Origin of the sequence: Leuconostoc sp. UCMA20149, assembly GCF_030400235.1 — a bacterium.
In the GTDB taxonomy this organism is placed as follows: domain Bacteria; phylum Bacillota; class Bacilli; order Lactobacillales; family Lactobacillaceae; genus Leuconostoc; species Leuconostoc pseudomesenteroides.
Genome location: NZ_VJYC01000017.1, coordinates 12391 through 36653 on the forward strand (window position 1 = coordinate 12391; position 24263 = coordinate 36653).

27 protein-coding genes are annotated in these 24263 nt (G+C 39.4%); 13 read left to right on the plus strand and 14 right to left on the minus strand.

Translation table 11 applies throughout. The features are described from left to right. Position 1: 1 nt before the first annotated feature. The 3 genes from FF105_RS09995 to FF105_RS10005 are packed head-to-tail and all read right to left on the minus strand — an operon-like array spanning position 2 to position 2942. Positions 2 to 1957, minus strand: coding sequence for a type IV secretion system protein VirB4 (locus FF105_RS09995; RefSeq protein ID WP_290046785.1), 1956 nt, complete (start codon positions 1955 to 1957; stop codon positions 2 to 4). Positions 1958 to 1959: 2 nt separating this feature from the next. After that, positions 1960 to 2613 carry a hypothetical protein gene (locus FF105_RS10000; protein WP_290046786.1) on the minus strand — a complete coding sequence of 218 codons (654 nt, stop codon included), beginning with the start codon at positions 2611 to 2613 and terminating at the stop codon, positions 1960 to 1962. After that, positions 2613 to 2942, minus strand: coding sequence for a hypothetical protein (locus tag FF105_RS10005; RefSeq protein ID WP_290046787.1), 330 nt, complete (start codon positions 2940 to 2942; stop codon positions 2613 to 2615). Before FF105_RS10005 ends, FF105_RS10000 begins: the two co-directional genes overlap by 1 nt. Before the next feature lie 369 nt (positions 2943 to 3311). Here FF105_RS10005 and FF105_RS10010 point away from each other — a divergent pair, with 369 nt between their 5' ends. Together FF105_RS10010 and FF105_RS10015 are read left to right on the plus strand one after the other, a co-directional pair. After that, positions 3312 to 4091: a ParA family protein gene (locus tag FF105_RS10010; RefSeq protein WP_290046788.1), complete on the plus strand. Its 780-nt coding sequence runs from the start codon at positions 3312 to 3314 to the stop codon at positions 4089 to 4091. Beyond that, positions 4091 to 4372 (plus strand): hypothetical protein, encoded by a 282-nt coding sequence (locus FF105_RS10015; protein ID WP_290046789.1) that lies wholly within the window; start codon positions 4091 to 4093, stop codon positions 4370 to 4372. The genes FF105_RS10010 and FF105_RS10015 overlap by 1 nt, the downstream gene beginning before the upstream one ends. Before the next feature lie 55 nt (positions 4373 to 4427). On the opposite strand, the gene FF105_RS10020 is transcribed toward FF105_RS10015, so the two are convergent. From FF105_RS10020 to FF105_RS10050, 7 genes are all read right to left on the minus strand, one after another. After that, entirely contained in the window at positions 4428 to 4946 is a 519-nt protein-coding gene (locus FF105_RS10020) for a hypothetical protein (protein ID WP_290046790.1), read from the minus strand. A gap of 62 nt (positions 4947 to 5008) precedes the next feature. Then, positions 5009 to 7120 carry a pLS20_p028 family conjugation system transmembrane protein gene (locus FF105_RS10025; RefSeq protein ID WP_290046791.1) on the minus strand — a complete coding sequence of 704 codons (2112 nt, stop codon included), beginning with the start codon at positions 7118 to 7120 and terminating at the stop codon, positions 5009 to 5011. Continuing rightward, a complete protein-coding gene (locus tag FF105_RS10030; protein ID WP_290046792.1) occupies positions 7117 to 10137 on the minus strand; it encodes a type IV secretory system conjugative DNA transfer family protein in 3021 nt (1006 codons plus the stop codon). Before FF105_RS10030 ends, FF105_RS10025 begins: the two co-directional genes overlap by 4 nt. Continuing rightward, positions 10124 to 12022: an AAA family ATPase gene (locus FF105_RS10035; RefSeq protein WP_290046793.1), complete on the minus strand. Its 1899-nt coding sequence runs from the start codon at positions 12020 to 12022 to the stop codon at positions 10124 to 10126. Before FF105_RS10035 ends, FF105_RS10030 begins: the two co-directional genes overlap by 14 nt. Beyond that, positions 12019 to 12501, minus strand: coding sequence for a hypothetical protein (locus FF105_RS10040; protein ID WP_290046794.1), 483 nt, complete (start codon positions 12499 to 12501; stop codon positions 12019 to 12021). Before FF105_RS10040 ends, FF105_RS10035 begins: the two co-directional genes overlap by 4 nt. 12 nt (positions 12502 to 12513) lie before the next feature. Further along, positions 12514 to 14781, minus strand: a complete 2268-nt coding sequence (locus FF105_RS10045; RefSeq protein WP_290046795.1) for a toprim domain-containing protein — start codon at positions 14779 to 14781, stop codon at positions 12514 to 12516. Continuing rightward, the gene (locus FF105_RS10050) at positions 14768 to 15034 is read right to left on the minus strand and encodes a hypothetical protein (protein WP_282821841.1); all 267 of its coding nucleotides are present in this window, start codon (positions 15032 to 15034) and stop codon (positions 14768 to 14770) included. Before FF105_RS10050 ends, FF105_RS10045 begins: the two co-directional genes overlap by 14 nt. Positions 15035 to 15495: 461 nt before the next feature. Between FF105_RS10050 and FF105_RS10055 the strand changes: the two genes are divergently transcribed. The 8 genes from FF105_RS10055 to FF105_RS10090 all read left to right on the plus strand — a co-directional run bounded on the left by FF105_RS10055 (position 15496) and on the right by FF105_RS10090 (position 18328). Then, on the plus strand, positions 15496 to 15927 hold the full coding sequence (locus FF105_RS10055) for a JAB domain-containing protein (protein WP_290046796.1): 432 nt from the start codon (positions 15496 to 15498) through the stop codon (positions 15925 to 15927). 16 nt (positions 15928 to 15943) lie between these two features. Next, a complete protein-coding gene (locus FF105_RS10060) occupies positions 15944 to 16288 on the plus strand; it encodes a hypothetical protein (protein ID WP_290046797.1) in 345 nt (114 codons plus the stop codon). A 10-nt stretch (positions 16289 to 16298) separates the two neighbouring features. Continuing rightward, positions 16299 to 16670 (plus strand): hypothetical protein, encoded by a 372-nt coding sequence (locus tag FF105_RS10065; protein WP_290046798.1) that lies wholly within the window; start codon positions 16299 to 16301, stop codon positions 16668 to 16670. After that, on the plus strand, positions 16657 to 16869 hold the full coding sequence (locus FF105_RS10070; protein WP_290046799.1) for a hypothetical protein: 213 nt from the start codon (positions 16657 to 16659) through the stop codon (positions 16867 to 16869). The genes FF105_RS10065 and FF105_RS10070 overlap by 14 nt, the downstream gene beginning before the upstream one ends. A gap of 357 nt (positions 16870 to 17226) precedes the next feature. Then, entirely contained in the window at positions 17227 to 17448 is a 222-nt protein-coding gene (locus FF105_RS10075) for a hypothetical protein (RefSeq protein ID WP_290046800.1), read from the plus strand. Then, positions 17448 to 17891, plus strand: a complete 444-nt coding sequence (locus FF105_RS10080; protein WP_290046801.1) for a hypothetical protein — start codon at positions 17448 to 17450, stop codon at positions 17889 to 17891. Before FF105_RS10075 ends, FF105_RS10080 begins: the two co-directional genes overlap by 1 nt. Beyond that, positions 17884 to 18096 (plus strand): hypothetical protein, encoded by a 213-nt coding sequence (locus FF105_RS10085; RefSeq protein ID WP_290046802.1) that lies wholly within the window; start codon positions 17884 to 17886, stop codon positions 18094 to 18096. The genes FF105_RS10080 and FF105_RS10085 overlap by 8 nt, the downstream gene beginning before the upstream one ends. A gap of 10 nt (positions 18097 to 18106) precedes the next feature. Continuing rightward, positions 18107 to 18328 (plus strand): hypothetical protein, encoded by a 222-nt coding sequence (locus tag FF105_RS10090; protein WP_290046804.1) that lies wholly within the window; start codon positions 18107 to 18109, stop codon positions 18326 to 18328. Positions 18329 to 18546: 218 nt separating this feature from the next. Here the strand turns inward: FF105_RS10090 and FF105_RS10095 are convergent, their stop codons facing one another. After that, positions 18547 to 18756 carry a hypothetical protein gene (locus tag FF105_RS10095; RefSeq protein WP_290046805.1) on the minus strand — a complete coding sequence of 70 codons (210 nt, stop codon included), beginning with the start codon at positions 18754 to 18756 and terminating at the stop codon, positions 18547 to 18549. Between the two features lie 17 nt (positions 18757 to 18773). On the opposite strand from FF105_RS10095, the gene FF105_RS10100 reads away from it, so the two are divergent. The 3 genes from FF105_RS10100 to FF105_RS10110 are packed head-to-tail and all read left to right on the plus strand — an operon-like array spanning position 18774 to position 19584. Then, positions 18774 to 19004: a hypothetical protein gene (locus FF105_RS10100; protein WP_290046806.1), complete on the plus strand. Its 231-nt coding sequence runs from the start codon at positions 18774 to 18776 to the stop codon at positions 19002 to 19004. Then, complete coding sequence (locus FF105_RS10105; RefSeq protein WP_290046808.1) at positions 18985 to 19308, plus strand: hypothetical protein; 324 nt, start codon at positions 18985 to 18987, stop codon at positions 19306 to 19308. Before FF105_RS10100 ends, FF105_RS10105 begins: the two co-directional genes overlap by 20 nt. 12 nt (positions 19309 to 19320) lie before the next feature. Next, positions 19321 to 19584, plus strand: coding sequence for a hypothetical protein (locus FF105_RS10110; RefSeq protein WP_150288775.1), 264 nt, complete (start codon positions 19321 to 19323; stop codon positions 19582 to 19584). Between the two features lie 149 nt (positions 19585 to 19733). Here FF105_RS10110 and FF105_RS10115 read toward each other — a convergent pair whose 3' ends face one another. The 3 genes from FF105_RS10115 to FF105_RS10125 form a co-directional block, all read right to left on the minus strand. Further along, the gene (locus tag FF105_RS10115) at positions 19734 to 21011 is read right to left on the minus strand and encodes an MFS transporter (RefSeq protein WP_290046809.1); all 1278 of its coding nucleotides are present in this window, start codon (positions 21009 to 21011) and stop codon (positions 19734 to 19736) included. Between the two features lie 202 nt (positions 21012 to 21213). Then, positions 21214 to 21699, minus strand: coding sequence for an RrF2 family transcriptional regulator (locus FF105_RS10120; RefSeq protein ID WP_188351281.1), 486 nt, complete (start codon positions 21697 to 21699; stop codon positions 21214 to 21216). Positions 21700 to 21742: 43 nt separating this feature from the next. Continuing rightward, complete coding sequence (locus FF105_RS10125; RefSeq protein WP_290046811.1) at positions 21743 to 24118, minus strand: YhgE/Pip domain-containing protein; 2376 nt, start codon at positions 24116 to 24118, stop codon at positions 21743 to 21745. Positions 24119 to 24263: the final 145 nt, after the last annotated feature.

Sequence of the window (24263 nt, forward strand, 5' to 3'; positions counted from 1 at the left end):
CTTACAGCCCTCCACCAAATAAATTAATTTCTGAGTCATTGAGATCAACGTGCATGAACGTAGCTTGCTTACCCACCAAGTTCATTAAGAAATCACCTTGATCCAGTCCTTGTAGCGCTTGTAGTTGACCATCAGTGATATTAGTTTCACTCACAACACTGCGTAAGCGTGTGGTATCAGTTTTGGATAGCCGCCCAATCGTTTGCTTTGGGAATCGGCCAAAGAATGAAGATGCGGCACGGCTAGCCTCAGTATCTGAGGCATTGCCCGTTGGGACAACGTTTTTTAGACCTGGGAAAATGGCAAACATACCGAAGAAATCTTTACCATGTTGTGCCATCAAATTGTCACCGAAGGTAATGCCTAATGAGTGTTTAGCGTTGAAAATATCATCCGCCTCATCCTGTATCCACCAGAAGTATTTCGGTGGATTACCATTGTTGTTGGCTTGAGTGGAGACCTCACTACGTTTAATGCGTTCACGTTGTTGTGTGCCATTAATCGTGATGTAGCTTTCCATCAAAGACAAAATAGTAAAGTATTGCGCGTTGTATAGATCATCCTCTAATCTTGAAAGACCACTAGTATCAAAGCGAATCAAACGCTCACCAGACAAATCAGGCATGGTAGTCACACCATTCACCATGTCACCGTGGTTTTGAATTAGGCTGCTAATCGTTGATAAAATATTATCTAAACGTTCTACGGCAGGTTGTGTCATGTTGCGCGTCAGCATGTTGCGGGTTTCTAGGAAGGTTTGAAAATCTTCAAGAATTGGATAGTCTTCATTTCGTAGCCCAATCACGCGTAGATCTTGTGGGTTATCTTTTGGTGATAATGACCACATACGACGTTCAACGTAGAAATCAGTGATCAGGTTACCCAACATTTCTAATTCTTTCTTGTCGGCTTGTGGATTAAGTGTTGCGTAATAGGTAATCACTTTTGTACGATGCTGGTTGAAACTTGCAATGACATCAACATTGCCATTGGCATCTAAGACTGTCCCAAACACTTGCATCAAATTAATGATGTTTTGACTGCCATCAAGTGTCAAAGTAACACCGTAATAATAATTCGCTAGATCACGCCATTCATTAGACTTATCAAATACCCAAACGATATCACCACGAGCAACTAATGGTCCCAAGTTCTTTTTGGCAAATGAGCTTTTACCTGAGCGCTCACCACCAACAACCAAGTTATAGGCCGTTAACTGGGTGCGGTGGTCATTGTAACTAGGATCAAACATGACTTCACCCCGTTGCATCGTCAAGCCCATGTATGAACCTCTAGGATGTGCGATAAAGGTTTGGTTGAAAGCATACGAGCCAGCTAACGCATAGGCTTTCATTGGAAAGCCTTTGTCCTTAATCGTTTGATTTTCAATTGACATTGCTGGCATAAAGAACTGTTGGAAGTGTGTCAGTTGCTCAGAAGGATAAACTTTCATGCGGTAGTTAGAAAGCTGTTGTTGGATTTCTTTAACACGGCGGCGTAATTCTTCTGGAGAAACATCTGATACCAGCAACCTTACGTACACACGTTTGTAAATTTCCCGACCATTGCGGGCTTCATTCAAATCTTGCAGTGTAATGTCAGCATCTTGTTCGGCTTCTAACGCGTCACCTTGTGAGGTCACTTCACTACGTGCCTTACTACGCAACGTGTTAGTAGCTGTTTCAAGTGCTTTTTGCACCTCAAACTTGTTCTCTGTTCCAATCTTAATGTCTACAATTGTATTCTTATGATTGATTAACTCTTTGAACCAGCCTTGTAATTGTTCATTCTTGGGATAGTCGTAGACATTGATAATGGCACTACTTGCCATACCATCATCAAAATAAGTGGTATGAAATTCAATACCACTAGGATTTTGAACTTCCTCAATGAGTTCTAAATTATAGCCGCGTGCCTTCAAAGCGGAACGTTTTGCTGTATTTAAACTTGTGCGCATGCTTATTTCTCCTCCAGTTCTAAGGTTTCCCCAGGATTATTAATTTGGTACATGACCATCTTTTTACGATTAATTGACACTGGCTCAGGTGTAAACGCCATGCCTGCGTGTGCCATAAAGTCACGACGGTTTTTATCTAAGTCAGCTAACGTCTTACCATAGATCACAGCAGTGTATTCTTGATGCTTAATGTCACCGACCACATTCTTTTCAATATTAATTTCTTGCAAAATAGTTTGACGCACCATCAGCAACTGTTGGTAGTGACGATCATCTAGATTGCCACTATTTAATTGACTTTCTACTCTCACTAGCTCTTGTCCCCATGAAGCTTGTTGGATGCGGGTGTCAGCGGGTAGTTGACTCACAAAAATATCAAAGTCTTCCACGTAAATTGATAGTAACTGGTGAAAGTCAGCGATAATGGCGTTAGAACTCTTATCACCTTCTGCATTCAGAAAATCCAAATCTTTTCCAGGTAAATTGAGCATGTCAGCGTATGTATCATCTGCCAATAGAATTGGATGCCCTTTTTTATTCAAAATGTCTTTATAAGGTAAAGCAAAGTAGATTGGAATTGGTTTGCGATTATCAAGTTCTTGTTTGACAACGGTTAAACCCCTTCCCTTTTGAGTTTGTTTAGCTTTTATTCCCATTAGTTTTCCTCTCGTTTCTTGTTTTCAGTAATCGCAGTTAGATCACCTGTGGCGTGCTTGCTAGATTTTAAGATGCCACGTAGAATTTCTTGATACATGAGACCCATTGGATTGCTTGGGCTAGGTAGAATCAAAAAGCCAGCTAGCAGCGCATTACTGATAAGCAGGATTAGTCCATACCTGCCAATGTTGTACGGATAGAAAGACTTAATCATCAGATAAGTAATACCAAAGACAATGACTAAGACAAAGATTCGTTCCATTGTGAAAAATAGCCACCGAGACACTTTCTTCCAAATATTACGTCCAGGGGTAAAGTGTTCATACATATAATTTCTCCTTTAACAAGTTATTTTTGCCTGGATTGAAGTCCAATCTGTGGTCAGTGTACAAGTTATCGAAAGAATGTCATAAAGGTAAATCGTTTTTCCTGAGGCGAAGAAAAAGCCCCCTGCACGAACAGGAGACAATGATTTGTTTGTTATCTTTTTGTGTATCCAATCTATATACGATATTAATATATGTGTATATGTTCCTCTTATAACACAAACATACCTATACCTATATTTAAAGTCTAATGTATTGATATATATGTTATACGTATGATATAATGTATATGTAAACGAGTTTTACATGCCTGGATTGATGGTTTCATCGTTATTTCGTTTTGACAGATAAAATAACTAAGGAGCTTCATCATGAGTAAAACAATTACATTTTCAGCATCTAAAGGTGGCGTTGGTAAAACAACGATGACATTTAACTTCGCAAGTTTTCTAATTCGACAAGGTTACAAGGTCTTGTTAATTGATTCAGATTATCAAGGTAACTTGTCCTCTACCTATGAAAGCTATACTAATAAAAATACGCTATATGACGTCTTTACAGGCGCTTTAGCACAAATTAGACAAATTACCCCGCAATTAGGTTTATTGCCTGCTAGTCCTCATTTAGATGAATTAGAAGGTACATTACAATCAAAGAACAATAAGAACTTTTTGATGATGATGTGGCTGCAAGATCACCTTGAGGAAATTAAAGACTATGACTATATTCTAATTGATACCCACCCAGAATTTGGGACCCTCACTAAGAATATGATTGCCGTTTCTGATTATGTTGTGGTGCCATTAGAACCATCAGAGTATGGTTTTATTCAATCAAAACAACAATTTGACCTACGGATGAAAGAGTTCCGTGATGATGCCGTTGATATTAGAACACGAGAATCACTGATTGAAGCGAAAGTTTTGTACCTTGCTAATCGTGTGAAGCACAATACCCGTTCAAGTCATGAATTTGGCCAGATTATTGATCAGATTGACAACCTTGTGGCTGTCTTAAATGAGCGCGAAGTCTTTAATAGCTCAACCATGCTTAAAACCCCAGTGTTTGATTTAGAACAAGCCAAGCGCAACCCTAAAACCTTGCAGCAAATTAATGAGGCTTATCAAAAGCTATTAGAAAGTGTGAAATAATGGATTACGATAAAAAAGACCCACGTATGTTTGATGAAGCCAGCGCTCAAAAACAAATGGCAGATGCCTTTAGTCGAGACGAACCACAATCGGAGGTATCGTTAGGTGATGCATTCAAGCTCCCTTCCTCCAATCATAGTAGTCGTAAAGTACAAACGACTTACACCATTCGCCCTGAGATAAAACAAGGCATTGAGAAGTTGGCTACCAAACAAGGATTCCGCTCATCAAGCGCCTTTGTGGATTTAGTGCTTGAGCAAGTTTTGAATCAATCAAAATAATTTAGGACAAAACAAAAGACAGTGATTCTTAAGTAATCACTGTCTTTTAAATTAGCTATTTCTTTATATCATCAGGATTAACACCTGGATATTGTTTGTTATATGCCTTAACTGTGGAGAAGTAATCAGAAGGTGTGCCATTAGATTCGATTTGTTTGGCCCAATTATCGAGGGGATACAACATATTAGTGTCACTGTTTTCAATATTCACTGGAGTGCCAAAACTTTCTTTAACACCGTCCTTGTTTCTTTCGGACTCAGATAGCGCAAGATAATGACTAGCCCAATTCTTAAACTCTTTAGCTGTCCACGTAGTGAAATAAACTTGATTTTCACCCATTATCAAAACATGTCCCTTCATCGAAGCGGCTTTTTTTGCATACACTTTTTCATTGTTCTTGTCCTGAACTGAGGTTGAGGCGGATGAAGCCTTAGCACTTGACACGTAACTTGATGATTGTGCCTCAGGACTGTTTTGTTTTTGTTGGTGCAACATGGCTAACAAAATTCCGATAACAATGATTCCAATCACCACAATTGTAATCCAAATTTTATTTTGCTTAATTTTCTCCATCAGTACACCCCCTAAACTCAACTACTGTTAATTTTACCGTATTAGCCTACAAATTAAAAGTTTCACTTGTCTTCTTTACTTGATACGTTTTGTTGATTCTGCATTTTCGCTTTTTGCTTTGCAATAACACTCTCAGCCCAGGCGCGATCCTTTTCTTTTTGTTGAACAGGTGTCAGTGGTTGAGTCACTGTCTTTCTACCAGGCAATGTACCGCTCAAACGTGGGGTGTCTGGATGTGACATGGTTGCTGGTGTTGCACCAACTCCCTTAGGTTGAACAACTGTCCCGCCACTCACAATTGGCTTGGTTGAACTAGTAGCGCTAGACTTGGGTGAATTAGTTCCAGTAGGTAAGCCACGGTGTGCATCAGACATAGCGTGGCTCATGTTAGATTTAGACTTATTTGCTGTATCCTTAGGATGAGAATTAGGTGAATCTGTGGCAGCCTTTGAAAGTGCTTCATGCACATTACGTGGTTGAGAAGAAGATGGTGTATCACCGCTGTTTGATTTTGGTGTCACAGGTGAATGACGTTTGTTAAAGGCTTCAACGGCTTGTTGTCCTCCTGCAAAGTTGTCGGCGACACCACCAGCATAATCTTTGACATTGCCAACGGCTTTATTCACGCTACCTTTAACTTTATCACCAGCCGCACGACCAGTGTTTTTTAATAAACTACCTGGATGCTTCATTGCTCCGACTGTACGTCCAGCTACCTCAGCCGCCTTTGCCGCCTTCCCTGTGGCTTGTACGGATGCATCGACACCAGTATCATTTAAGTTATGATCAGTCAGTGCTTTACTATTATCTAAGCCTTGATTGCCACCCGAGTTGGCAATCTTCTTACCTAGTTCACGATTCTTCTTTTTTTGTTCTGGAGAAATTGCGTTGAGGCCTTTGCCAATATTTTTCTTGGCAACCCTTGTGGCACCACCTACCATGTGGGCAGCTTGATTGGCTAACATCATTGAAGCAACGGGATTATGACCTGAGCGAACACCAGTCCATTGCTCAATCATTTCAAAGCCACCTGCAAGTCCTTTACCACCAGCTAACAGAGCGGCAATCGACAAAATTGTAAATGGCCACATATCTAGACCTAAACCATTAATGGTATTAAAGGCAAATTCTACCCAGGCAAAGAAGAAAATTAATGAAATTGGCATCATGACGATACCTGTGATTTGTCCCTCAATCATACCTAGAACCTGTTGAACACGTTTGCCTTGTGTGCCATCTCTTAGGCCAAAGTACACAATTGAACCCGCCATGAAGGCCATTTTATAAACAGACGATAGCAAACGGACAATTGCCCCAGCTACGACGATAATAAAGACGATCTCACCACCAATAATGCCTAACCAGTTTGTTTTCATAACTGGATAATCATCCGCAAATGTCTTACCCAGGACAAGTGAATCACCAGTAATATCAACCATGTTGCCATTGCCACCAATTTTCTTGGTGAATACTGATTTTTGAGCGTCGCTTAAACCGTCTGTGTATCCGGCATCACTCATGACTGAATGGTAGTCAGAACCTTCAATTTTTTCTCCAGTAATTGGATGGTTACTCAAGTAGACTTTATATTTATTCAGGTCAAAGTTATTTGAGGCTAATGTTCGTAGATTGGTAGAGTTACCTTGCCATAATTGTGTGACAATATTTTTTTCTTTTGTACCTGACGTATCATTGACCGTGGCTGTCCCAATACCACTCATCAATCCAATCGCCCAGGGTAAAGCCGTGATAACGGCAACTGTAATGGTAATACCCTTTGGCCATTCCCTGCCCTTGCGACCAGAAGTAGCGGTATATTGTATCCACTGCACCATCATCATAATGCCAAATATAACAAAACCCAGATACAAGAAGTCTTTAAGAATATTACCTAAATTCCAATTTTGATAAACATCGCTATTTGGCTCAAAAAAGATATTCATAAAGTCTAACAGTTTGAAAGATGACTGATAAGCAGTAAAGACTGCATTCGCAATGTAATAGAAAATTAACGCAATGCTGTGCATGAATAACATGATCAGCGTTAAGAATATATGTGGCAATGGTGATAGGTATTGCGACCATTGATTGTAAAAATCGGCTGTTGGGCCATTGTTAGGTAATGTTGGGAACGTATCTGCTAACGTATTGATTCCCGAAAATAGATTTATCATTCGACCTCTCCTTGAATTGTCGCAGCGTTGAGCTGCTTATAAATTTCCCACATGTATGCGGGTTCGTTGTTTAGTAATCTTAGAACTTTACCGTTGTTGTTGTTGCCAGAAAGTGTCAGATATTTACCACGATTTAAGTAAGCAACGGCACTGTTTTGTTCTTCCGTTTTATTTGAGCGTGGTATCCTCATTTTGATGGATTTCTCTACGATTTGACGTAGCTCAACATTATCTAGTTGTTCTTCGGTCATAAATGGCTCATCAGGGTTAAAGTCATGTTTCCAATGCAAGTAACGTTCCTCATCAGAGAGTTCTTGTTGCGTTTGCACTGCGGGTGTTTCGATACCTTGATGCGCTTTGGCCAAAATGTTGTTGATTTCATCATCAGCTAACGTGTTGAGTTGACGATTATCAATTTGATTGCCACCTGCGCCTTCTTCCTCTATTTCAAGTTGAACTTGTTGATCTAATTCATCAAAGTAAGGGACAAAGTCATGGTAAAGATCATCATATTTCAAATCGTTATGCTGCGCTTTGATATTCAAACCAGCCGTATAGTAGTCAAGTGAGTATTGCTTACCTAATAACTCATAAGCAAATGGCATTCGGTAAGCACCCGTAGAGAAAATTGGCAAAGGTCTAACTGATCTTCCCTTCTTATCCGCACGTTTGATGGTACGGATGGTAATCATTTCACGCGGACTTAACTCACTAATTTCTTTGGCATCTAACAGCCGAACCTTGCTAACTTGTGCATGACGGTTTCCACGATCTTGACGATCTAACCCAATCTGTGAGTTGACTGATTCGGTTTGGACTTCAACCTCACCTAATTGCTTGGATAAGGCTTCATTTGTTGACTCATCATTAGTTAAAATGTGGAACCAGTTACCCGTATTTCCATTGATGTCATTAGTTTCCATTTCAGAATAATGAAGACGCGATTGTGTTAAGGTTTGAATATACAAATCAACAAAATGCCCGTAGGTTAAACCACGCGTGAGAATATTGGTGAAGCCTGGAATACGTGGGAACATAGAAAACTCATTGAGTTTATAAAGTATCCAACTGTCCATTTTCCTGCGGGTAATCGTTGATGCAATGTCCGTATTGACTGAGAAAACCTGTGAAATAAACAAGCTGGCCAAAGCAGAGAAATCATCGTTAGACTGTGGCGTGATGATGAAGACTGCCATCGGATTTTCTGAGTAACGCAAGGTGACTCCTGGTGTCTCAGTTGTGCCTTGTGGTTTAATCTGATCGACCAGGCATTGGATGACAGGTTGCTTAGAGAACAAGTCACGCTTAATCTTGCCATTGAGCAATTTTCGTTGTACAATCTTACCAGTCAACGTAAACTTTTGTTTACGCATCGCAATTGAATTGCCGTCATTATCGAGTGACAACTCAATTTGCCATGAGACGGGTAAATGGTTATGAATCGGATAAGTTAGCGTGCCTGATTGGGACACCGTTAGCTTGTCCTTTTCTATTGCATGCTTTTTACCTGATTCATAAACATGAATGCTAACATGAACGCCTTTATAGCGGTCAGAGAACTTAATCTTTAGCATTCTTGGAAACCCTAATTCGGTCAAATTGATAGTGTTAAAGGTTGTCAGACGTGTGATTGACTCTGAGGCAAATAAATTCAAACGATTCATAACTGAGAAAGAAATTGATGATTTGGTATCACCTGTGGCGGACAGATATTCAGCAGCGTTTAGAATAATCATATTGCGCGCTGGTGTTCGCGGTAGTTTACCAATGTTAGTAATGTACTTAGTTAAGCCATCACCTTCTTTATCCGTGAACTTGTTCATATCATTGATGAATTGCAAAACGTTTGAAATTGTCACCATTGATTTGTCCTGGTGACGTACTGCAATATCTAGCACCGTTAGCATGACTGCTTGAATGGTGCTTTCAGCGGCACTATCCCAAATATCTTTGTGGCTACTTTCTTCACCACTTGAACCACCAATGACTTGTACAACCTTACGTAATTCCGTATTGGCACTGTCCCAATCCCCATCAAAGGCATAATCAATCGCAATTTCAAGAGGATTCCAGGACTCAGACTCACTTGGCTCCATGATGTTAAGTAGTTTCACGTCATAGCCCGCTGTGCGTAATGACTTATAACTCATTTTGGCATCTTCGTTTTTGGCATCCGTATCAATAATGTTCCATTTGATTTCGGCACGACGAATGATGTCAATTAAGGTATAGCCTCGCATTTGGTCTTTTGAAGAACGCGTCATCCCAGTGGTCTTTGAATGTGTGTTACTGGTATCCACCCAATAAAAACCATCAAAACCGCCTTGAACATTCAGTTGCTTTTCAAATAACTTTGGCAAACGTTCCAGTAAAACGGGACGTATTTTTTTGTAGATACCACCAAATTGTAAAGAATTCATTCCAAGCGGGCGCTTGAACCATTGCCACGCCCACAGGAACGGATGAATCATAAAGAATTCAAAGGTGTATCCTTTTGTGTGCAGCACTGGTTGTCCTGGGCGACCCTTAAAATTCTTATTGCGATCAGGAATCAATTTGTAAACCTTATCCACCTCACGTACTTCCGCAAAACGATTGGTATTACGCGTTTGATCTCTAAACAATTGATACCAGTCATAGATGCGCTGGAAGACATATTTTTTAAGTAGGATTAACAAGCAAATGGTTAGTACCACGCTTGTCACTAAAGTTAGTCGAGACAGAATAGTGAAAATATTGAGTGGATTGAGCACAGTGGCGGTCATGTTCATGACATCATTGAATTCAGGCCATTGCGCAACACCACTTTGCATATAAAACTTGAAGGCTTGAATATATGGGCCAACTACTCTTATTAACAAGTCAACAATAATCGTGACGTAAAGCGATATGAATATAACTCCAATAGTTGCTATAATGCCATACAACCACAAAAACCAGGGACGACCACGCCAACGAATGTAACTCTCGCGCATAAATTGTCTTTCAGCGCGGTAATCTTTTTTAAATAGCTTCATTGTCTGTTGCCTCCTTAACTGTGGAAACCACAACTTGCCATTCACCATAAGGACTTGTCAAAGATGGTGGATTACCAATGGCTCTAAAGATGAAAGTGTCAAAGTCTTGTCCTAATCCTTGCCGCTTTTGAATAATTGCGGCAGAAACTGGATCACTCACATATGTAGCAATCGTGTCATCAATTGGTCTAACACCACGAGACGGTTTATAACCAACGTCTGCGATGTAGTTGGCAATTGGTGAGCTAACTTCTTGTGTCCCATTGAGGTACTCAAAGCCCAGGTCAAACGATGGGATATAGCGCGCCACCTCTTGTGTGTCAAAAACAATATTGAAGCCGCTCTCTTGTGCTTTTTGATTGAGACATGACAACTTCAATTCAACAATTCGCACCATATCCGCCATCTTTAAGACATCAAAGACAATAATGGCACCAATTCTAGCGATAAACTCAGGACGGTAACCATCGCTTTGCAAGGCAATTTCGAGTTGTTCTTCAAAGTTGGCTTGACGCTTTTTGTCTTCTTTAACAGAATCTGATTTGGCATCACGATTCATCACTGCTGTGGCCCCTGAGTTGGTTGTCATGACAATGATTAAGTCTTTAAAGTTAATGACCCGACCATATTCATCACTCAAACGACCATCATCTAAGACCTGCAAAAGTAAGTCCATCACTTCTGGATCAGCCTTTTCAATTTCATCCAACAACAATACGGCATAAGGTGTGTGCCTGACTCTAGTTGTGAGTTGATCTTTAAACCGTTCTAGGCTAGTCCCTGCAAACTTAAACTCAGACATATCAAAGCGAATAAAGTTTTGAGCGTTACCAAATAGATTTAGCGCTAGTTGTTTGGCTGTCTCAGTCTTACCAACACCAGTCGGTCCCATAAAGAGAAATGACTCAGGCTTTGAGGTGTCAGCCAGTCCTGCTTCACGGTTAGTCAGTTTCATCGCAACTTTTTCTAAGGCCGTGTTTTGACCAATCACCTGGCTTTTTAGTCTTGGTAACAAGTTCAATAATCGTTCATCAGTCGTCTGATTAATGACATATTCAGGCACATGATAGTCATCATGGATAATCGTAGCTACGTCTTGATTTGACAGTTTTGGTCGATTATCTAGGCGTGCGACACTTAACGCACCATCTAACAACATAATTGCCTTTTCAGGAAAGTAACGGTCAGTGATATAGCGTTGCGATAGTGCCATAATTCTGTCTTGTACTGTTTCTGGCACTTCAATAGCGTTATTTAGTTGTAAGGCAACTTTAGATAAAACACGTTTAGTTTGTTCAAAGCTTAATTCTGGCACTTCAATCAAATCAAATCGCCGCATCAGTGCGCCATCACGCGCCACATATTCGTGAAATTCTTTCGTGGTTGTTGCCCCAATAATTTGGAGATCATCACGACTCAGAGCTGGTTTGATAATGTTACCCGCATCCAATGAACTGCCTGAGGTTTCAGCACCAGTCCCAACAATTTGGTGGATTTCATCAATAAAGGCAATCACAGTGTCTTTATTGGCAATCAATTCATCAATGATGGCTTGAAATTTATGCGCAAATGACTCACCATCACTGCTTTTCATCAAGTTGGCCAAACTTATTTGAATCAGATGTTTTCCCTGTAAACTAGCCACCTTTGTATCAATTAATTGTCTGGCTAGGTCTTCTACAATGGCTGTTTTACCAACACCTGGTAACCCAACCAATAAGGGCGCATTTTGAATTTGTTTCATGAGTGAGACCATGATACGACGCGTAATACTTTCACGTTCGTAGGCATGATATTTTTCTGGATCAGACATCACTTTGGCACTAATGTCTGTTGTATACCGATCAAGGTAAGGTGTGGGATTGTTTTGTTTTAATTCAATCATTCATTCCCTCCCTGGTCGGTAACGGGATCACCATAATTCGTATTGCTTTCAGGAACTTGAATAGCAGCATCATGTTCTTTGGCCAGTTCTTCTAATTCGCTTGTACTCGCATCAATGTGATCGACTGCTTTTTGTCGGTCAGCGATTAAACTTGTGTAGACATCAGTGCTTTTGACATCATCTAATTGATGATTCAATTGGCCAAGTTCTGGCACCTCATCAGCGGCAATAAAATCACCTTCGGGATCATAAATTGAGACCACTTGTAATTTCTTGCCAACTTGTTGTAATACGGCCACCATTTCAATACCTAAAATTGGATCGCCAGCTGGAAATAATTCGTGGTAGCGCCTGGTTTCAATTGTCAAAGCAATGGCACCTGGTTGACCCTTTTCTTGAAAGGATAAAATATTAACTTCGGCTGACTTTGTAATGCCTGTGATAAAGCCTGTAAGTTCTTGAATGTTTTCTTGTGACATGTTTTGCTCCCTTTACATGTGTCGTGTAGTTGTTTGATTAATGGCCTGATAGTTTTGTTCGACAACCGCTAACTTATCAGGCTTAAGCAATTTTGTTGTTTTTGGCTGACGGACTTCACCGTTGCTCAAGTTATCCGATAGATACTGTGTCACATCGGTACTAGCTTTGAGTGCTTGACTAATGATTTTGCCAGTATTTTGACCCTCTAGCGCCTTTAAATTCTTTGACCAACCCGCAATATAATCAACGCTTTTCTCACCAGGCTCAATGCCTAGGTTTTTAGTAATCACATAGCTGGATAACTCTGCCTGCGTTTCTTTAATGGCTGTGGGCCAATTATTTTGACTCTGCAAAGAATGAAGCTGCGCGTGCGCTATTTCGTGTGCTAAGGTGTGGATTTTATCGGTTGGGGTAAGATCACTGCGCAATAGGATATATTTTTCATCCTTATTGGTTTTTGATTGGACAAAGGCGCCTTTTGCTTGTCCCTGCCAGGTCATTGGCCGCTTGGCAATTTGTTCATCTACACCTTGGTCAATGACGGGCACTTTAAGTTTGTCGGCGAACTTCAACAATGTTTTATAGGCCGTATCCAAATGTTTTGGACTTTTATCCGTAGCTAAGTCAATTGGTCGATTGGGTAACATGCTTGGCAATTGTGCAGCAGTGGCATTCGTTTGGCGAACATCAAACACCGTTTCGACTGGGTAATGTTTCACACTACGGACTTCCAATTGCTTGTTATTGGCTAATTGCTTTTGTTCAGGCGTTGCATCAGACCAGCGTATTTTTTCGCCATTTGCTGTAATAATTGTTTTTAAGTTGGTAGGGGCACCAAATATCTTGATACCCTTCTCACCTTTATTGACTTGGATACCATCCGCTGACCATTGTTTATAGCCTTTTAACAAGGTAGCTTTTGGATTTTGTAGTTGAATCAACATTGAATTACGAGCCGAATAATTTAAGCCAGTCGCAGTAAAATCAAGGAGCTTTTTAAGTTCAGCGGGATCTTGTTGGTACTTAGCTACCTTCCCCATTGCCTCTTGAATAATTTGCTTATTTTTTAAAGCATTTTCCTTACGCCGATCAGCTTTAGAACGACGTTTACATGTTTGCTTATTTGACTTTGTGTCTGAGACTTCCTTAACATGTTGAATGGTGCTCATTTTGACATCCACATAATCTGGCTTGCCTGTTTGTGTCTCTTGCACTGCAAGTTTTTCTAAGGCATCTAAGCGATTAGCATTATTCGTCATACTCATGACACGACGGCCTGTAACACCTGCTTTAAGTTGTTCGTTCCAATCTTTGCCTTGTAAGGGAATATGACGCTCTGTTTCAATCGCTTCACCAGTAATTGGATTTTTAAAACTAAAACGATCAAAGTAATCAGCGGCTTTAAACCCTGCGACATCGTTATCAAAGGCCACAATGATCTTATTAAATTTGGCTTGCTTAGCAGCAACGGCATCATTTAGATATTGCAAACCACGTTTAGCATCAGTCCCAGATACAGACAACAGTGTGGCGTTACTTTTCACCATGTCTTGATGGTTTTGTTGGGCGTAACTCAATAAATCAATTGGGCTTTCAAATAAAATCAATGTTTTGTCACCTGTTCCAAAAGAGAGGTTATAGCCCGTTGAGGTATCACTGCCAGCAAAGATTTTTTTGGATGTGCCACGCTTTTTGTAATGTTCAAAGTCTTGTTCAGTTCCTTGACGATCAGCGCCAACAATTTTGCCATTCACATCCTTCCAGGGAAAGATGACGGGGTTTTGATGCAGCTTATCACCTTCACGGTAACGGCTACCTTGTACAACTGCGCCACTTTTCAATAAATTGTCAACAAACTGCGGATTGAGTTTTCGTTGATTAACTAAATAATCTTTGGCAACATTTGTTTCCTGGGTTTTGAAGACCTTGTCATAATCAAACTTGTAACGCGGGGTGTTGTCTTCATAAAGTTTAGAGACATCAATATTTTCACCTTTGACAAAGCGTGCGTAGGCCAGTTGATTTTTAATAGCGGCACCTTTGCTGTCCCCGTCTGATTTGCCTAATTCGTAGTAGTGAATGAAATCAACCAAATCACCTTTAACACCAGTTGAGTTCCATACAAAGCGGTTTAATTTTGTTCTAACCACCAAACTGTCATGATCAACCATACGTAACTCAGTGGGTGTGTCCGTTGTGTAAGGAATACCCTTCCAATCGCAATAGCCACGAATTGGTAATAATTTAAGCTGCGCACGTTCTTCTTTACTGATCGCCATGAGCTTGTCCTCCAACTTGTTTGTCAATTGGTAAGTGATTCAATTCAGCAAACGCCTGGTCAATGTCATCTGTTTCCAAATTCATTTTGGCTAACAGGGACCGTCCCAATTCAGCGACAAGGGCATCATTAAGTTGTTTGATGTCTTTTTTGATGGCGCGCTTTTCTTCTTGGATTGCTTTTGCTTGTAAATCGAGTTCATCCAAACGTGTTTGCTTTTCTTTAATTTGTTGGTCAATCGTTTTTTTAGCCATTTTGTAGCTCCTTTTTTGTTTAATATAGGGTCAATATACCAACCTTTTAAATAACCTCATAAAAGTAAATGGTTTTTCCTGAGACCACACAATCCCCCCAGTCCCCCTAATCATTAACTTGACAGGCGTGGTCGATACCTTGATACCACACCAGTAAAGTTAATTGGGGGTTCAAAAAAGCCATCACATTCAAACGATATTCAAACCATTTAAATGTGATGGCTTTGCTTCCTGCTGGCTGTTATGCACCATCTATTCTTGCTTTTATGACTACCAAAACTCTAACAAGCCAAACAAATCTAAGGACTAAAGTCCAAAGATTTGGGGCTAAATTTGCAAGGCCAAGCACTACGTGTCGCAACGCGAGCTTTGCAAACCCGCCCTGGCTTGTTTTAGTTTGTCCGTTCACAACGCAATAAGAATAAATTGGTCACAAAACAGGCCAACAGGAGGACAAAATAATGTCTAATATCACAGTCACAAATTCAAGTTTTCAATTGAGAGATGTCAGCGTAGAGTTTAAAGCTAAATCAGCAATGGAAGTCGGTAATTATCTCAAACATAAACTCGGACGTCAATTGCAAGAACGATTGATTGTCATGAGCTTAAATTCTCAATTGGACGTTATCGCCTCAGACACGGTTGCCATAGGACAGATTTCGAGTATTGTTGTATCCCCTAGGGAAGTGTTTCAAATAGCGCTCTTAAATAACGCCAGTAGTATCATTCTTGCGCATAATCATCCCAGTGGTCATTTAATTCCGTCACAGGAAGATATTGCCTTAACACAAAAACTAAGAGAAGTTGGTCAGCTATTACAAGTACCAGTTAATGACCATTTTATTGTTAGCACAGATGATTATTACTCATTTGCAGAAAATCAGTTTAAATAATCAGGAGTATATAAAAATGAATATCAGAATTATTAGAATGGAAACCTACTTACAAAATCTAGCAAAGGTAATCATTCCTAGCGGTGCTATTCAAGCCGTAGAACTTGTTTATGAAGCTAAAAGCTATGATGAAGATGATTTGACGGCTAATGTTTGGTCGGGATTGGAAGACGAGTTATCCGAGCTAGGACTTTACTACCCCGTCAACAACAATTGGGTACACCATCAACGTCTAAATGAGAAATATGACAGATTAACAATTGGCTACGTCGCAGACAACAACATCACGGTCACAAACGAAAGCCTAGTAAATCATATTCACGGCAGTATTGATGGTGATGAAAGACCCGATTGGATGTAAAGGAGACACTATGGCATGGTATAGCCCTCAACAAGGTTTGACAACCGACTATATGATCATTGAACAAAATATTGCCAGACCAGAAGAATTATTAAGTTGGCGTGATTGTGAGTCAACCTTCAAACCAATTCACTTGCAAGCGTACCGTAATGACTACAAGGACGGTGATTATGACTATTTTTTCTCACTACGTTCTCCAAAATATCCATTATCAAATCTTGTCTTTGATAAAGATGTTACAGCAATAGTATGTGGCAACCCAAAAGCCAGTGCAGCAACAATTCGTAAAAAGTTGCTTAAAATCATGAATGACTGGTGGCTCAATAACCCAGACTATCACTCACCAAAATCAGATAAGGAGCAACAAAATGACAGAAACTAACCCGTTTGAAATCGTAAGTAAAAGAACCACTAACAATGGTGTGATGATTGCAACCCTAAAAAATGGTGATGAAATAACCGTGGCTAGTAATGGTCTAGCAAGATATAACGGGACTTACTTCAAAGATTATGGAGATATTCTAGCAAGTGTTTCAATTGATACAATTCTTGATGCTATTGTTCAGTCAATATCTCAATAAAAAAAAGCCATGACTACTTTTTAGTCATAGCCCCTCTCCCAGTCCCCCTAATCATTAACTTGACAGGCGTGGTTGATACCACACCAGTAAAGTTAATTGGGGGTTCAAAAGGCTCACTTCCGTTCGCATCGCACCAAATTGTTCTGTTTGCTCTGTGCCGTTTTCACAATCGCATGATAAAGAGTCTGTAAGGCGCAAGCGCCAAACAGGCTCTACAAAGAAACACAAGGACGTGGCAAGTTGCTGCGCAATCCTTGTGTTTCTTTGGTTATCATGCCAATTGTTACCCGTCACGACGCAACCAGCTCAATTGGAGCGATTGCCAACAGGAAAAGATTTTGGAAAGGTTTATTTATTATGAAAGTTTACTATCAACTCATTCGTAACAGTGGTCATACCGTGCGTTGTGCTTCAACTGATAAGCAAGTTGTCCTCACGCATGGCTATCCAATTTATTTACAAATCTATGGCGTTAATCGTTCTAAAGATTATATTTTGAAAGACACATTTGCCTTTTTAGCTACCCAATACGGCAATAATATTCAATTAGTCAATGTTGATGAACTGGAGAAAAAATAATGACAAAGCAATTCTATGATGACTTTAGTAAGTTACCTATCGCCAAAATGGCAAAATCAATCGCTGATATGACGTATTTGTTCAATGAGATCAAAGTGCCAACCAGTCACTACAAAGCCCAATTAAGTAAAGGTTTTGAAGAAATGGTCGAAGCGAGTGTCAGTGTGTCATTAGTCAACACCATTTTTAACACTTTGCAAGCCCTGCAAAAAGAAAGTCCAAAGTTGTTTTATCAAGCTATGTTGTGTCTTGATACCAAAGTAAAACCTAGCAGTATTACGCCTAGTCAATATCAAGCAATGGAATTTACTTGGTCACAGTTTGAATTGAAAAAAAAGAAAAATATCCTTGATAAGGACTTTATCCAAATGTTCAAACAAGTTGAAGAAAATGGACTAACCTACTACACGAAAAACCAACAGGAGGAAGATGACAATGAATGATGAGGTCATTGAAAATATAGCCATACGTTACTTTTCATGGTCTGATGAATTCCCTATGGGCGGTAGTGAAATTCATGTCAGTGAGTCCACTAGCAACGACAGTGGCGAAATTGATTTATCAGATGATGAAGCACTGCGATTAAGTGCATTTATCACGGAAGAATTGGCTGAGGGTAAACACGTTACTCTAAGAACCACAATTTAAGGAGAATAATATGGCAATCGTCAACGTTAAATATATGGAAACATTGGTTAGAACAGCAGTGGCAGTTAATGTCCCTGATACACTCACAGATGAGCAGAAACTGACCCAAGCTGTTGAAATTGGTAAACGTCACTATTTTGATGAAAAAGTGATTTTAGGAGCAGATGATTTAGATTTACGAGAAATCAGTGCTGAGTACAAACAAGAGACAACGGACTACGAGGAATTTTAATCACAGATAGGAGTGTGTTTATGGGTGTATTCGTTTTTAAACTTCTCATGCTAATTGCCATGCTGGTCTATATTTTATATTACCTAGTCGGTGTGATTATAATTGCGCGTGAAGATGATGTGCGGTAAAAATCTTTTGCCGTGTTCCCCAGACCCGCAAGCGGGATCAAACACGCTACGCTAGTCCTGCCAAGCTCTTGGGTGCCACTTCGCTTTGAGTCAAACATTGTGCCACAACCAGTGACTTGTAAGCTGTGGTGATGATACCACAGCAACAAGCACTAGCACAGAATACAAGGGCTTCGTAAATTCGCTACGCTCACCCTTGTATTCTGCGCTGCTTGTGTCCCCATGTTCTTCGTCAAAACGAAATAACACACCAATCACAGGCAGGGCCAACAGGAAAAAGTTTCTGCCTGGTGCGTACATAATCAAGGAGAACTACTATGAATCGAATTACCAACCTTATCACTTCTATTGCCGCAACAATTATCAGTGTGGATATTTTATTAATGGTCATCAATGGCACGATGCTGTATGTCTTGCTCACCCTGGCTGGCTTTTATGTCTTAGCTTGCTTGGCTTTCAAGCAGTCCGCTTATAAAGCGACGCGTAGCTGGATTGATACTGGTCACCTGTCCCATAAGGAGAAAACTCATGTCAAAACTCACAACTAAAACATTGTCTACAACTTCTAATGCCAACGGGTTAGTCATTTTAGAGAGCAATGGCCAATATATCTACCCAGGTTTAGCACAAGCAATCTTTGACGATGCTATTTTTGGCCCGCGTATTTTAAAGCGGTTGCAACGTCTTTTTGTTGACCACCCGGATGGTCTGAGTGAATCAGGTCATGACTGGTATTTTGGTTATCTGGTCTGTGCTTATACCCAAACGCACTTTGGTATTAAGAATCTATTGAACTATCCCTCAGTGACAAAAGATCTTTTTTCACTTTGTCTCACACAACTCTCTGATTAGGAGGAACCTATCATGTTAATCTTTTGTTTATGTTTATTAGCAATGTTTCTATTTTGGCTGTTCGGCCACATCATTGGCACCATCCTGTATTTGAGTATCATATTTGTTGGTCATTTGATTTCGTATTGGTACTTTTATTTGCCACTTATTATTTTGATAAGTCTAGCTATTGCTTTTGGCATCAAAAGTGTCTTAGCAATGCTTGTGCTAATTATTCTCATTCTGGCACTTGCATTAGCACTAATGATATATTGGCCGCGTCATCACAATTCATAACAAAAAAAGCCCTGATAATCAGAGCTTTTACCAAACTGTAGCGTTGTAAACGCCACTGCTATAATTTACGTGCATATTATGTCACGTACAAATTTTTTTTAGACAGCAGTGATCCTATTTTCTAACCTAATAATGTGTGTCCCTTAAAATTACTTTTTTAGGGCGCTAAATGAGCCAAATAGAGAAATAAATAACAGCACACTAATAAGGATTAATGAAACTTTGCTACCTGTTACAATACCAATTTGTTCGTTCTTAGATAAAAAGAACGTTAATATTTGCGCGCTAATCACAGTACCGAAAGCACCGGCTATTTGTTGTAAAGTATTATTAATTGCACTGCCATCAGATAAGTTATTGACCTGCAATTTTGACAATGATAGTGTCATTAAGTTAGTATAAGTTACACCGACACCAACCATCATTAATATATGTAACAACAGGAATATATTGTAGGATAAGATTTCAATGTAACAAATCATAATGATTAATGGAATGATTGTTAGTGCTGTACCTAAACAGATAACATACTGTTCTTTGAACTTATTCAGTAAATTTCCAGAAATTGGTGCAAGAATTGCACCAACAAAGGCCCCTGGAATCATAAACATACCAGCCTGCATTGGGCTAATTCCCATTTTGATTTGAATAAAATTTGGAATGATAAATGCCACTGACAATAGTAGCATCTGATACGTTAATAATGAAATCAGTAGTAAGGTATATTTTCTTTGTTTCAAAATAATTAGCTCTATAAGTTTGTGAACCTTGTTTGTAATACCAAAAAGAATCCATGCTATTATACTGATAACCACAAATACGATTTTAAAATGACTCAAAAATAAAAACAAAGAGACAACTGCAACAATCAAATAAGCAAGTGTATTAAGAGGCATTTTGATATCTGAGCTTTCTTCAATTCCATGACTTTCAATACTGCAAATACCGATAATTAAAGAAAAACATATAATTGGTAACAAACCAACAAATATATAACGCCAACCAAATGTCTGAAGCATAAACCCGCCATATGCTGGTCCAAAAGCTGGAGCTATCGAGGTCGCCATCCCACCTAATCCCATCATAATAGGTAGTTTTGACTTAGGCGATTGTGTCAAAATAATATGGTACATCAATGGTAGCGCAATTCCTGTACCAATCCCTTGAAACGCACGTGCTGCTATCAACATTTCAAAATTGACAGCAAGTGAACCCAATAAAGTACCCAAAACTAAGAAAAGTATTGCGGAAATAAATAGAGATTTAATTTTATACTTTTTTATTAAAACCACAGACATTGGCACCAAAATAGATAGTGCAACTAAATAACCAGTGGTTAACCACTGAACAACATTTGGTTCAATTTTAAATTGATTCATTAATGTTGGAAAAGTGATATTCATTGCCGTCTCAACTAATACTCCCATAAAACTAACAATTCCTGTTGCGATAATTGATAAATAGAATTTCATGACATTCCTTTCTAATTCATGACATATATTGGACATAAAAAAACGGCATCTAAATAAGATGTCGCCTCTTTCATCGGTGCTTGGCAAAACTCAAACACTATCTGTACGAAAAATATAATCTATAAATACCTTGTTATATGACAATTTTTGGAGTGGGCTAGCGCCAATCAATTTCACCAAATTGTGTTGAGTCAACATTTTGCATTAAATTTGCAATTGTATAACTCTTTAACCTTTTTTTAAAATCCTGCTCGGCCGCACTAAAAGTTGTCAGAACGTCAGCAATGGCAACATCCAAAACTTCTTGAACATCTTCAACAGATTTATCTGACTGTTGGTTCAAAAAAATTCGATCTGCTAACTGCGTTGAATGAATAAAACTGCCATCTCCTTCAATTGCTTCGTAAACGTCCAGTAATGTAATTTTGTCCGTCGGTCTAGCTAATTTGAAGCCACCTTCTTTACTAGCAATTGCATCTACTATTCCTGCAACAACCAACTTTCTCATTGTTTTTTTAAGGTAGGACTCTGAAACTTGTAAACGATCACTAAGTAGATAGCTTTTCACGGGTTCATGATCTGTTTGAAGTTCAAGCATGACCAATACAACTAAACTTTGTTCAACAGCTTTGGACATTTTCATTATAATATTTCCACCTATCTTCTCTTGGTAAATAACATGATTATTAATCTTGAGACCAAATAAGGTTGTTATGCTTCAATTTCCAATGATATACACCCCATGTTAATACCATTGATATAATACCAATTGATAGCAAAACTATCAAGTCACCAGTAATATTACCGCCAATCGAAATTGCCTCTCTGAATGCATGAACTGAGAAAGTCATTGGGATCCATGGATGTATTGCTTGAAAGAAACCATTTGACAACTCAATAGGATATGACCCAGCACTAGCACTCAGTTGCAGAACTAATGCAATAATCATTAACCCAGAGCCTAGTTTACCAAATAGAGTACTAAATAATAGGACAAATTGGTTGAATGCGAACGCTACAATTAATGCGGATAGGTACAGCAGTGGAATGTTTTTAGGTTCAAGACCATCTACTAGTAACAATAGTGTCGTTAATAACAGAGCTTGTGCAATCCATACTGGTACATTGACTGCCTGTTTTTGTGCCCACCAAGCGAAGCCGTTTCGCGGACGCTTTGCAACAGTAACAAAATCATAAATCGCACTGAAAGTTATCATTCCAACAAATAGTCCTACAGACATCATATATGGTGTCATTCCTGTACCATTATTTTGAACAGTTGAGAGATTATGGTGCGAACTTTTTACTGGTTGGCTTAATGCATTGACATTGCGGTTTTTATTATTAATGACAGAAAGCTTTATGGAGCCTTCAGCTAGTTTTTGAGCTAACGTTTGCGTTCCCTGCTGTGCGGATTGCAATCCTGAAACTAATTGTGACGACCCATCGCTAATTTTATGAGAACCTGTTTGGAGTTGAGTTGCTCCACTGTTCAAAGTAGCGCTATTATTATTCAATTGATTCAATCCAGAACTGAGTTGAGATGCTCCGACAGCGAGCTGACTGTTGCCACTTGCTAATTGACCAGCCCCAGAATTTAATTGGTTGACAGCCGCAGTTGCTCTTTTTTGTCCGGCGTTCAGATTCTCGGCACCATTTGCAAGCTTTTGTGCTCCTGGTACCGCGTCGTTAAGTAAACCTTGACTGATAGTTGTCAAATTATCCGATAATGTCTCAATAGTGCTTTTTGCCACCTCAGCAGCTAAGGAACCCGCTTTTGCTTGGACCTTAAAAGAAGACAGTTTTTTTTGCAGCGCGTTTAATTCTGGCAAAACCGCATCTAAGTTATCCAATTGTCCTTTTATGCCCTCAGCTGCCTTGATGCTCTTTGGTACGTTATTTGACAAGCCATCCATTATGGCTGCATATTGCTTCGCAAAATCTGGATTACTAGCAAGAAAGTTCTTAAATTCTGTATTTTGACTCAACTCGCTTAAACTTTTAACATCTTGGCCCGTTGCACCAAGTGAAGACGTCAAATTTGCAGAATCCTCTTCTAATTGTGTCTGATTTATGCTAATTGTGGGGATTTCCAATTTATCCAGAGTCGAAAGAGAATCTGATAAATCTTCTAAACCATTTTCAAGTTTAGTTAGGTCGCTTGTTTTTGCTTTTTGCTGGTTGCTAATTTCATTACCAATCTTTTGTAGCTGGTCGGCTAATTGTTGCGCACCAAGTGCAATCTGCCGACTGCCCGATTCTAACAGCGACATATTGCTGGCTAATTGTCCAGTGCCATTAGCTAATGCGGTGGATCCATTTGCTGCAGAAACCGTACCACTGACCAAACTATTTGTGCCGCTATTTGCCTGTGAAACCCCTTGTGTATATTGAGATAATCCATTTTTCAGAGATGATGCACCAGTGGTTAATGTTTTAGCACCATCACTGAGATTATTGCCGCCATCAGCTAATTTGCCAAGACCTTGGTCCAAATTTGACGCTCCGTCAGAACCTGACTTCAACCCACTCTCAGAGGAAGTGATCGCTGATAAAATAGTTTTGTTATAAACCTTTTGTAATGATTTGTTGACAGTGGCTTGGATTTTTGTAGCAGCAGACGCGGTCATCTTTTCGGCAATAAAACTCTGACCTGTATTATGGGCAATAATAATTTGTGAAGTCTTGGGATCTGAACTTAACAACGTACCGGCATTCTTTGTAAAGTCCTCTGGTATCGTCAGTGTCATGTAATACTTCCCACTTTTCAAGCCTTTGGAAGCTTCTTTTGAAGACACCGTGCTAAATTTTAATGCCTTTTTTTCAATCAATTTATTAGTTAAATCTTGTCCTAAATTTTCATCCTTGTTGTTAATTTCGGATGTTCGATCTTTGTTGACTATGGCAACAGGTAAATTATCTACATTTCCATATGCATCCCAGAGAGAGGAAAGAAAAATAACCGCATAAATACTTGGAATAACAGCTATTCCAACTAATAATAACTTCAGACCGCGGAGTTTACTAATTCTCTCCCATTCAGCACTTTTCCAAAATTTCATATTTTCCCCTTCTGTTTGTTCACTTTAATTATCTATGGATATATTGTATACATGATATGAGGATAATGCAAGTCTTTTCCAAAAAAAAATTACGTTTTCATTTTCTTACATGAAAACGTAATTTTTTGTCCAAGGGACTAATTTT

Coding starts and splice junctions, on each gene's coding strand:
- FF105_RS09995 (WP_290046785.1), bottom strand. CDS start 1,957: ATGCGCACAAGTTTAAATACAGCAAAACGTTCCGCTTTGAAGGCACGC.
- FF105_RS10000 (WP_290046786.1), bottom strand. CDS start 2,613: ATGGGAATAAAAGCTAAACAAACTCAAAAGGGAAGGGGTTTAACCGTT.
- FF105_RS10005 (WP_290046787.1), bottom strand. CDS start 2,942: ATGTATGAACACTTTACCCCTGGACGTAATATTTGGAAGAAAGTGTCT.
- FF105_RS10010 (WP_290046788.1), top strand. CDS start 3,312: ATGAGTAAAACAATTACATTTTCAGCATCTAAAGGTGGCGTTGGTAAA.
- FF105_RS10015 (WP_290046789.1), top strand. CDS start 4,091: ATGGATTACGATAAAAAAGACCCACGTATGTTTGATGAAGCCAGCGCT.
- FF105_RS10020 (WP_290046790.1), bottom strand. CDS start 4,946: ATGGAGAAAATTAAGCAAAATAAAATTTGGATTACAATTGTGGTGATT.
- FF105_RS10025 (WP_290046791.1), bottom strand. CDS start 7,120: ATGATAAATCTATTTTCGGGAATCAATACGTTAGCAGATACGTTCCCA.
- FF105_RS10030 (WP_290046792.1), bottom strand. CDS start 10,137: ATGAAGCTATTTAAAAAAGATTACCGCGCTGAAAGACAATTTATGCGC.
- FF105_RS10035 (WP_290046793.1), bottom strand. CDS start 12,022: ATGATTGAATTAAAACAAAACAATCCCACACCTTACCTTGATCGGTAT.
- FF105_RS10040 (WP_290046794.1), bottom strand. CDS start 12,501: ATGTCACAAGAAAACATTCAAGAACTTACAGGCTTTATCACAGGCATT.
- FF105_RS10045 (WP_290046795.1), bottom strand. CDS start 14,781: ATGGCGATCAGTAAAGAAGAACGTGCGCAGCTTAAATTATTACCAATT.
- FF105_RS10050 (WP_282821841.1), bottom strand. CDS start 15,034: ATGGCTAAAAAAACGATTGACCAACAAATTAAAGAAAAGCAAACACGT.
- FF105_RS10055 (WP_290046796.1), top strand. CDS start 15,496: ATGTCTAATATCACAGTCACAAATTCAAGTTTTCAATTGAGAGATGTC.
- FF105_RS10060 (WP_290046797.1), top strand. CDS start 15,944: ATGAATATCAGAATTATTAGAATGGAAACCTACTTACAAAATCTAGCA.
- FF105_RS10065 (WP_290046798.1), top strand. CDS start 16,299: ATGGCATGGTATAGCCCTCAACAAGGTTTGACAACCGACTATATGATC.
- FF105_RS10070 (WP_290046799.1), top strand. CDS start 16,657: ATGACAGAAACTAACCCGTTTGAAATCGTAAGTAAAAGAACCACTAAC.
- FF105_RS10075 (WP_290046800.1), top strand. CDS start 17,227: ATGAAAGTTTACTATCAACTCATTCGTAACAGTGGTCATACCGTGCGT.
- FF105_RS10080 (WP_290046801.1), top strand. CDS start 17,448: ATGACAAAGCAATTCTATGATGACTTTAGTAAGTTACCTATCGCCAAA.
- FF105_RS10085 (WP_290046802.1), top strand. CDS start 17,884: ATGAATGATGAGGTCATTGAAAATATAGCCATACGTTACTTTTCATGG.
- FF105_RS10090 (WP_290046804.1), top strand. CDS start 18,107: ATGGCAATCGTCAACGTTAAATATATGGAAACATTGGTTAGAACAGCA.
- FF105_RS10095 (WP_290046805.1), bottom strand. CDS start 18,756: ATGTACGCACCAGGCAGAAACTTTTTCCTGTTGGCCCTGCCTGTGATT.
- FF105_RS10100 (WP_290046806.1), top strand. CDS start 18,774: ATGAATCGAATTACCAACCTTATCACTTCTATTGCCGCAACAATTATC.
- FF105_RS10105 (WP_290046808.1), top strand. CDS start 18,985: ATGTCAAAACTCACAACTAAAACATTGTCTACAACTTCTAATGCCAAC.
- FF105_RS10110 (WP_150288775.1), top strand. CDS start 19,321: ATGTTAATCTTTTGTTTATGTTTATTAGCAATGTTTCTATTTTGGCTG.
- FF105_RS10115 (WP_290046809.1), bottom strand. CDS start 21,011: ATGGGAGTATTAGTTGAGACGGCAATGAATATCACTTTTCCAACATTA.
- FF105_RS10120 (WP_188351281.1), bottom strand. CDS start 21,699: ATGAAAATGTCCAAAGCTGTTGAACAAAGTTTAGTTGTATTGGTCATG.
- FF105_RS10125 (WP_290046811.1), bottom strand. CDS start 24,118: ATGAAATTTTGGAAAAGTGCTGAATGGGAGAGAATTAGTAAACTCCGC.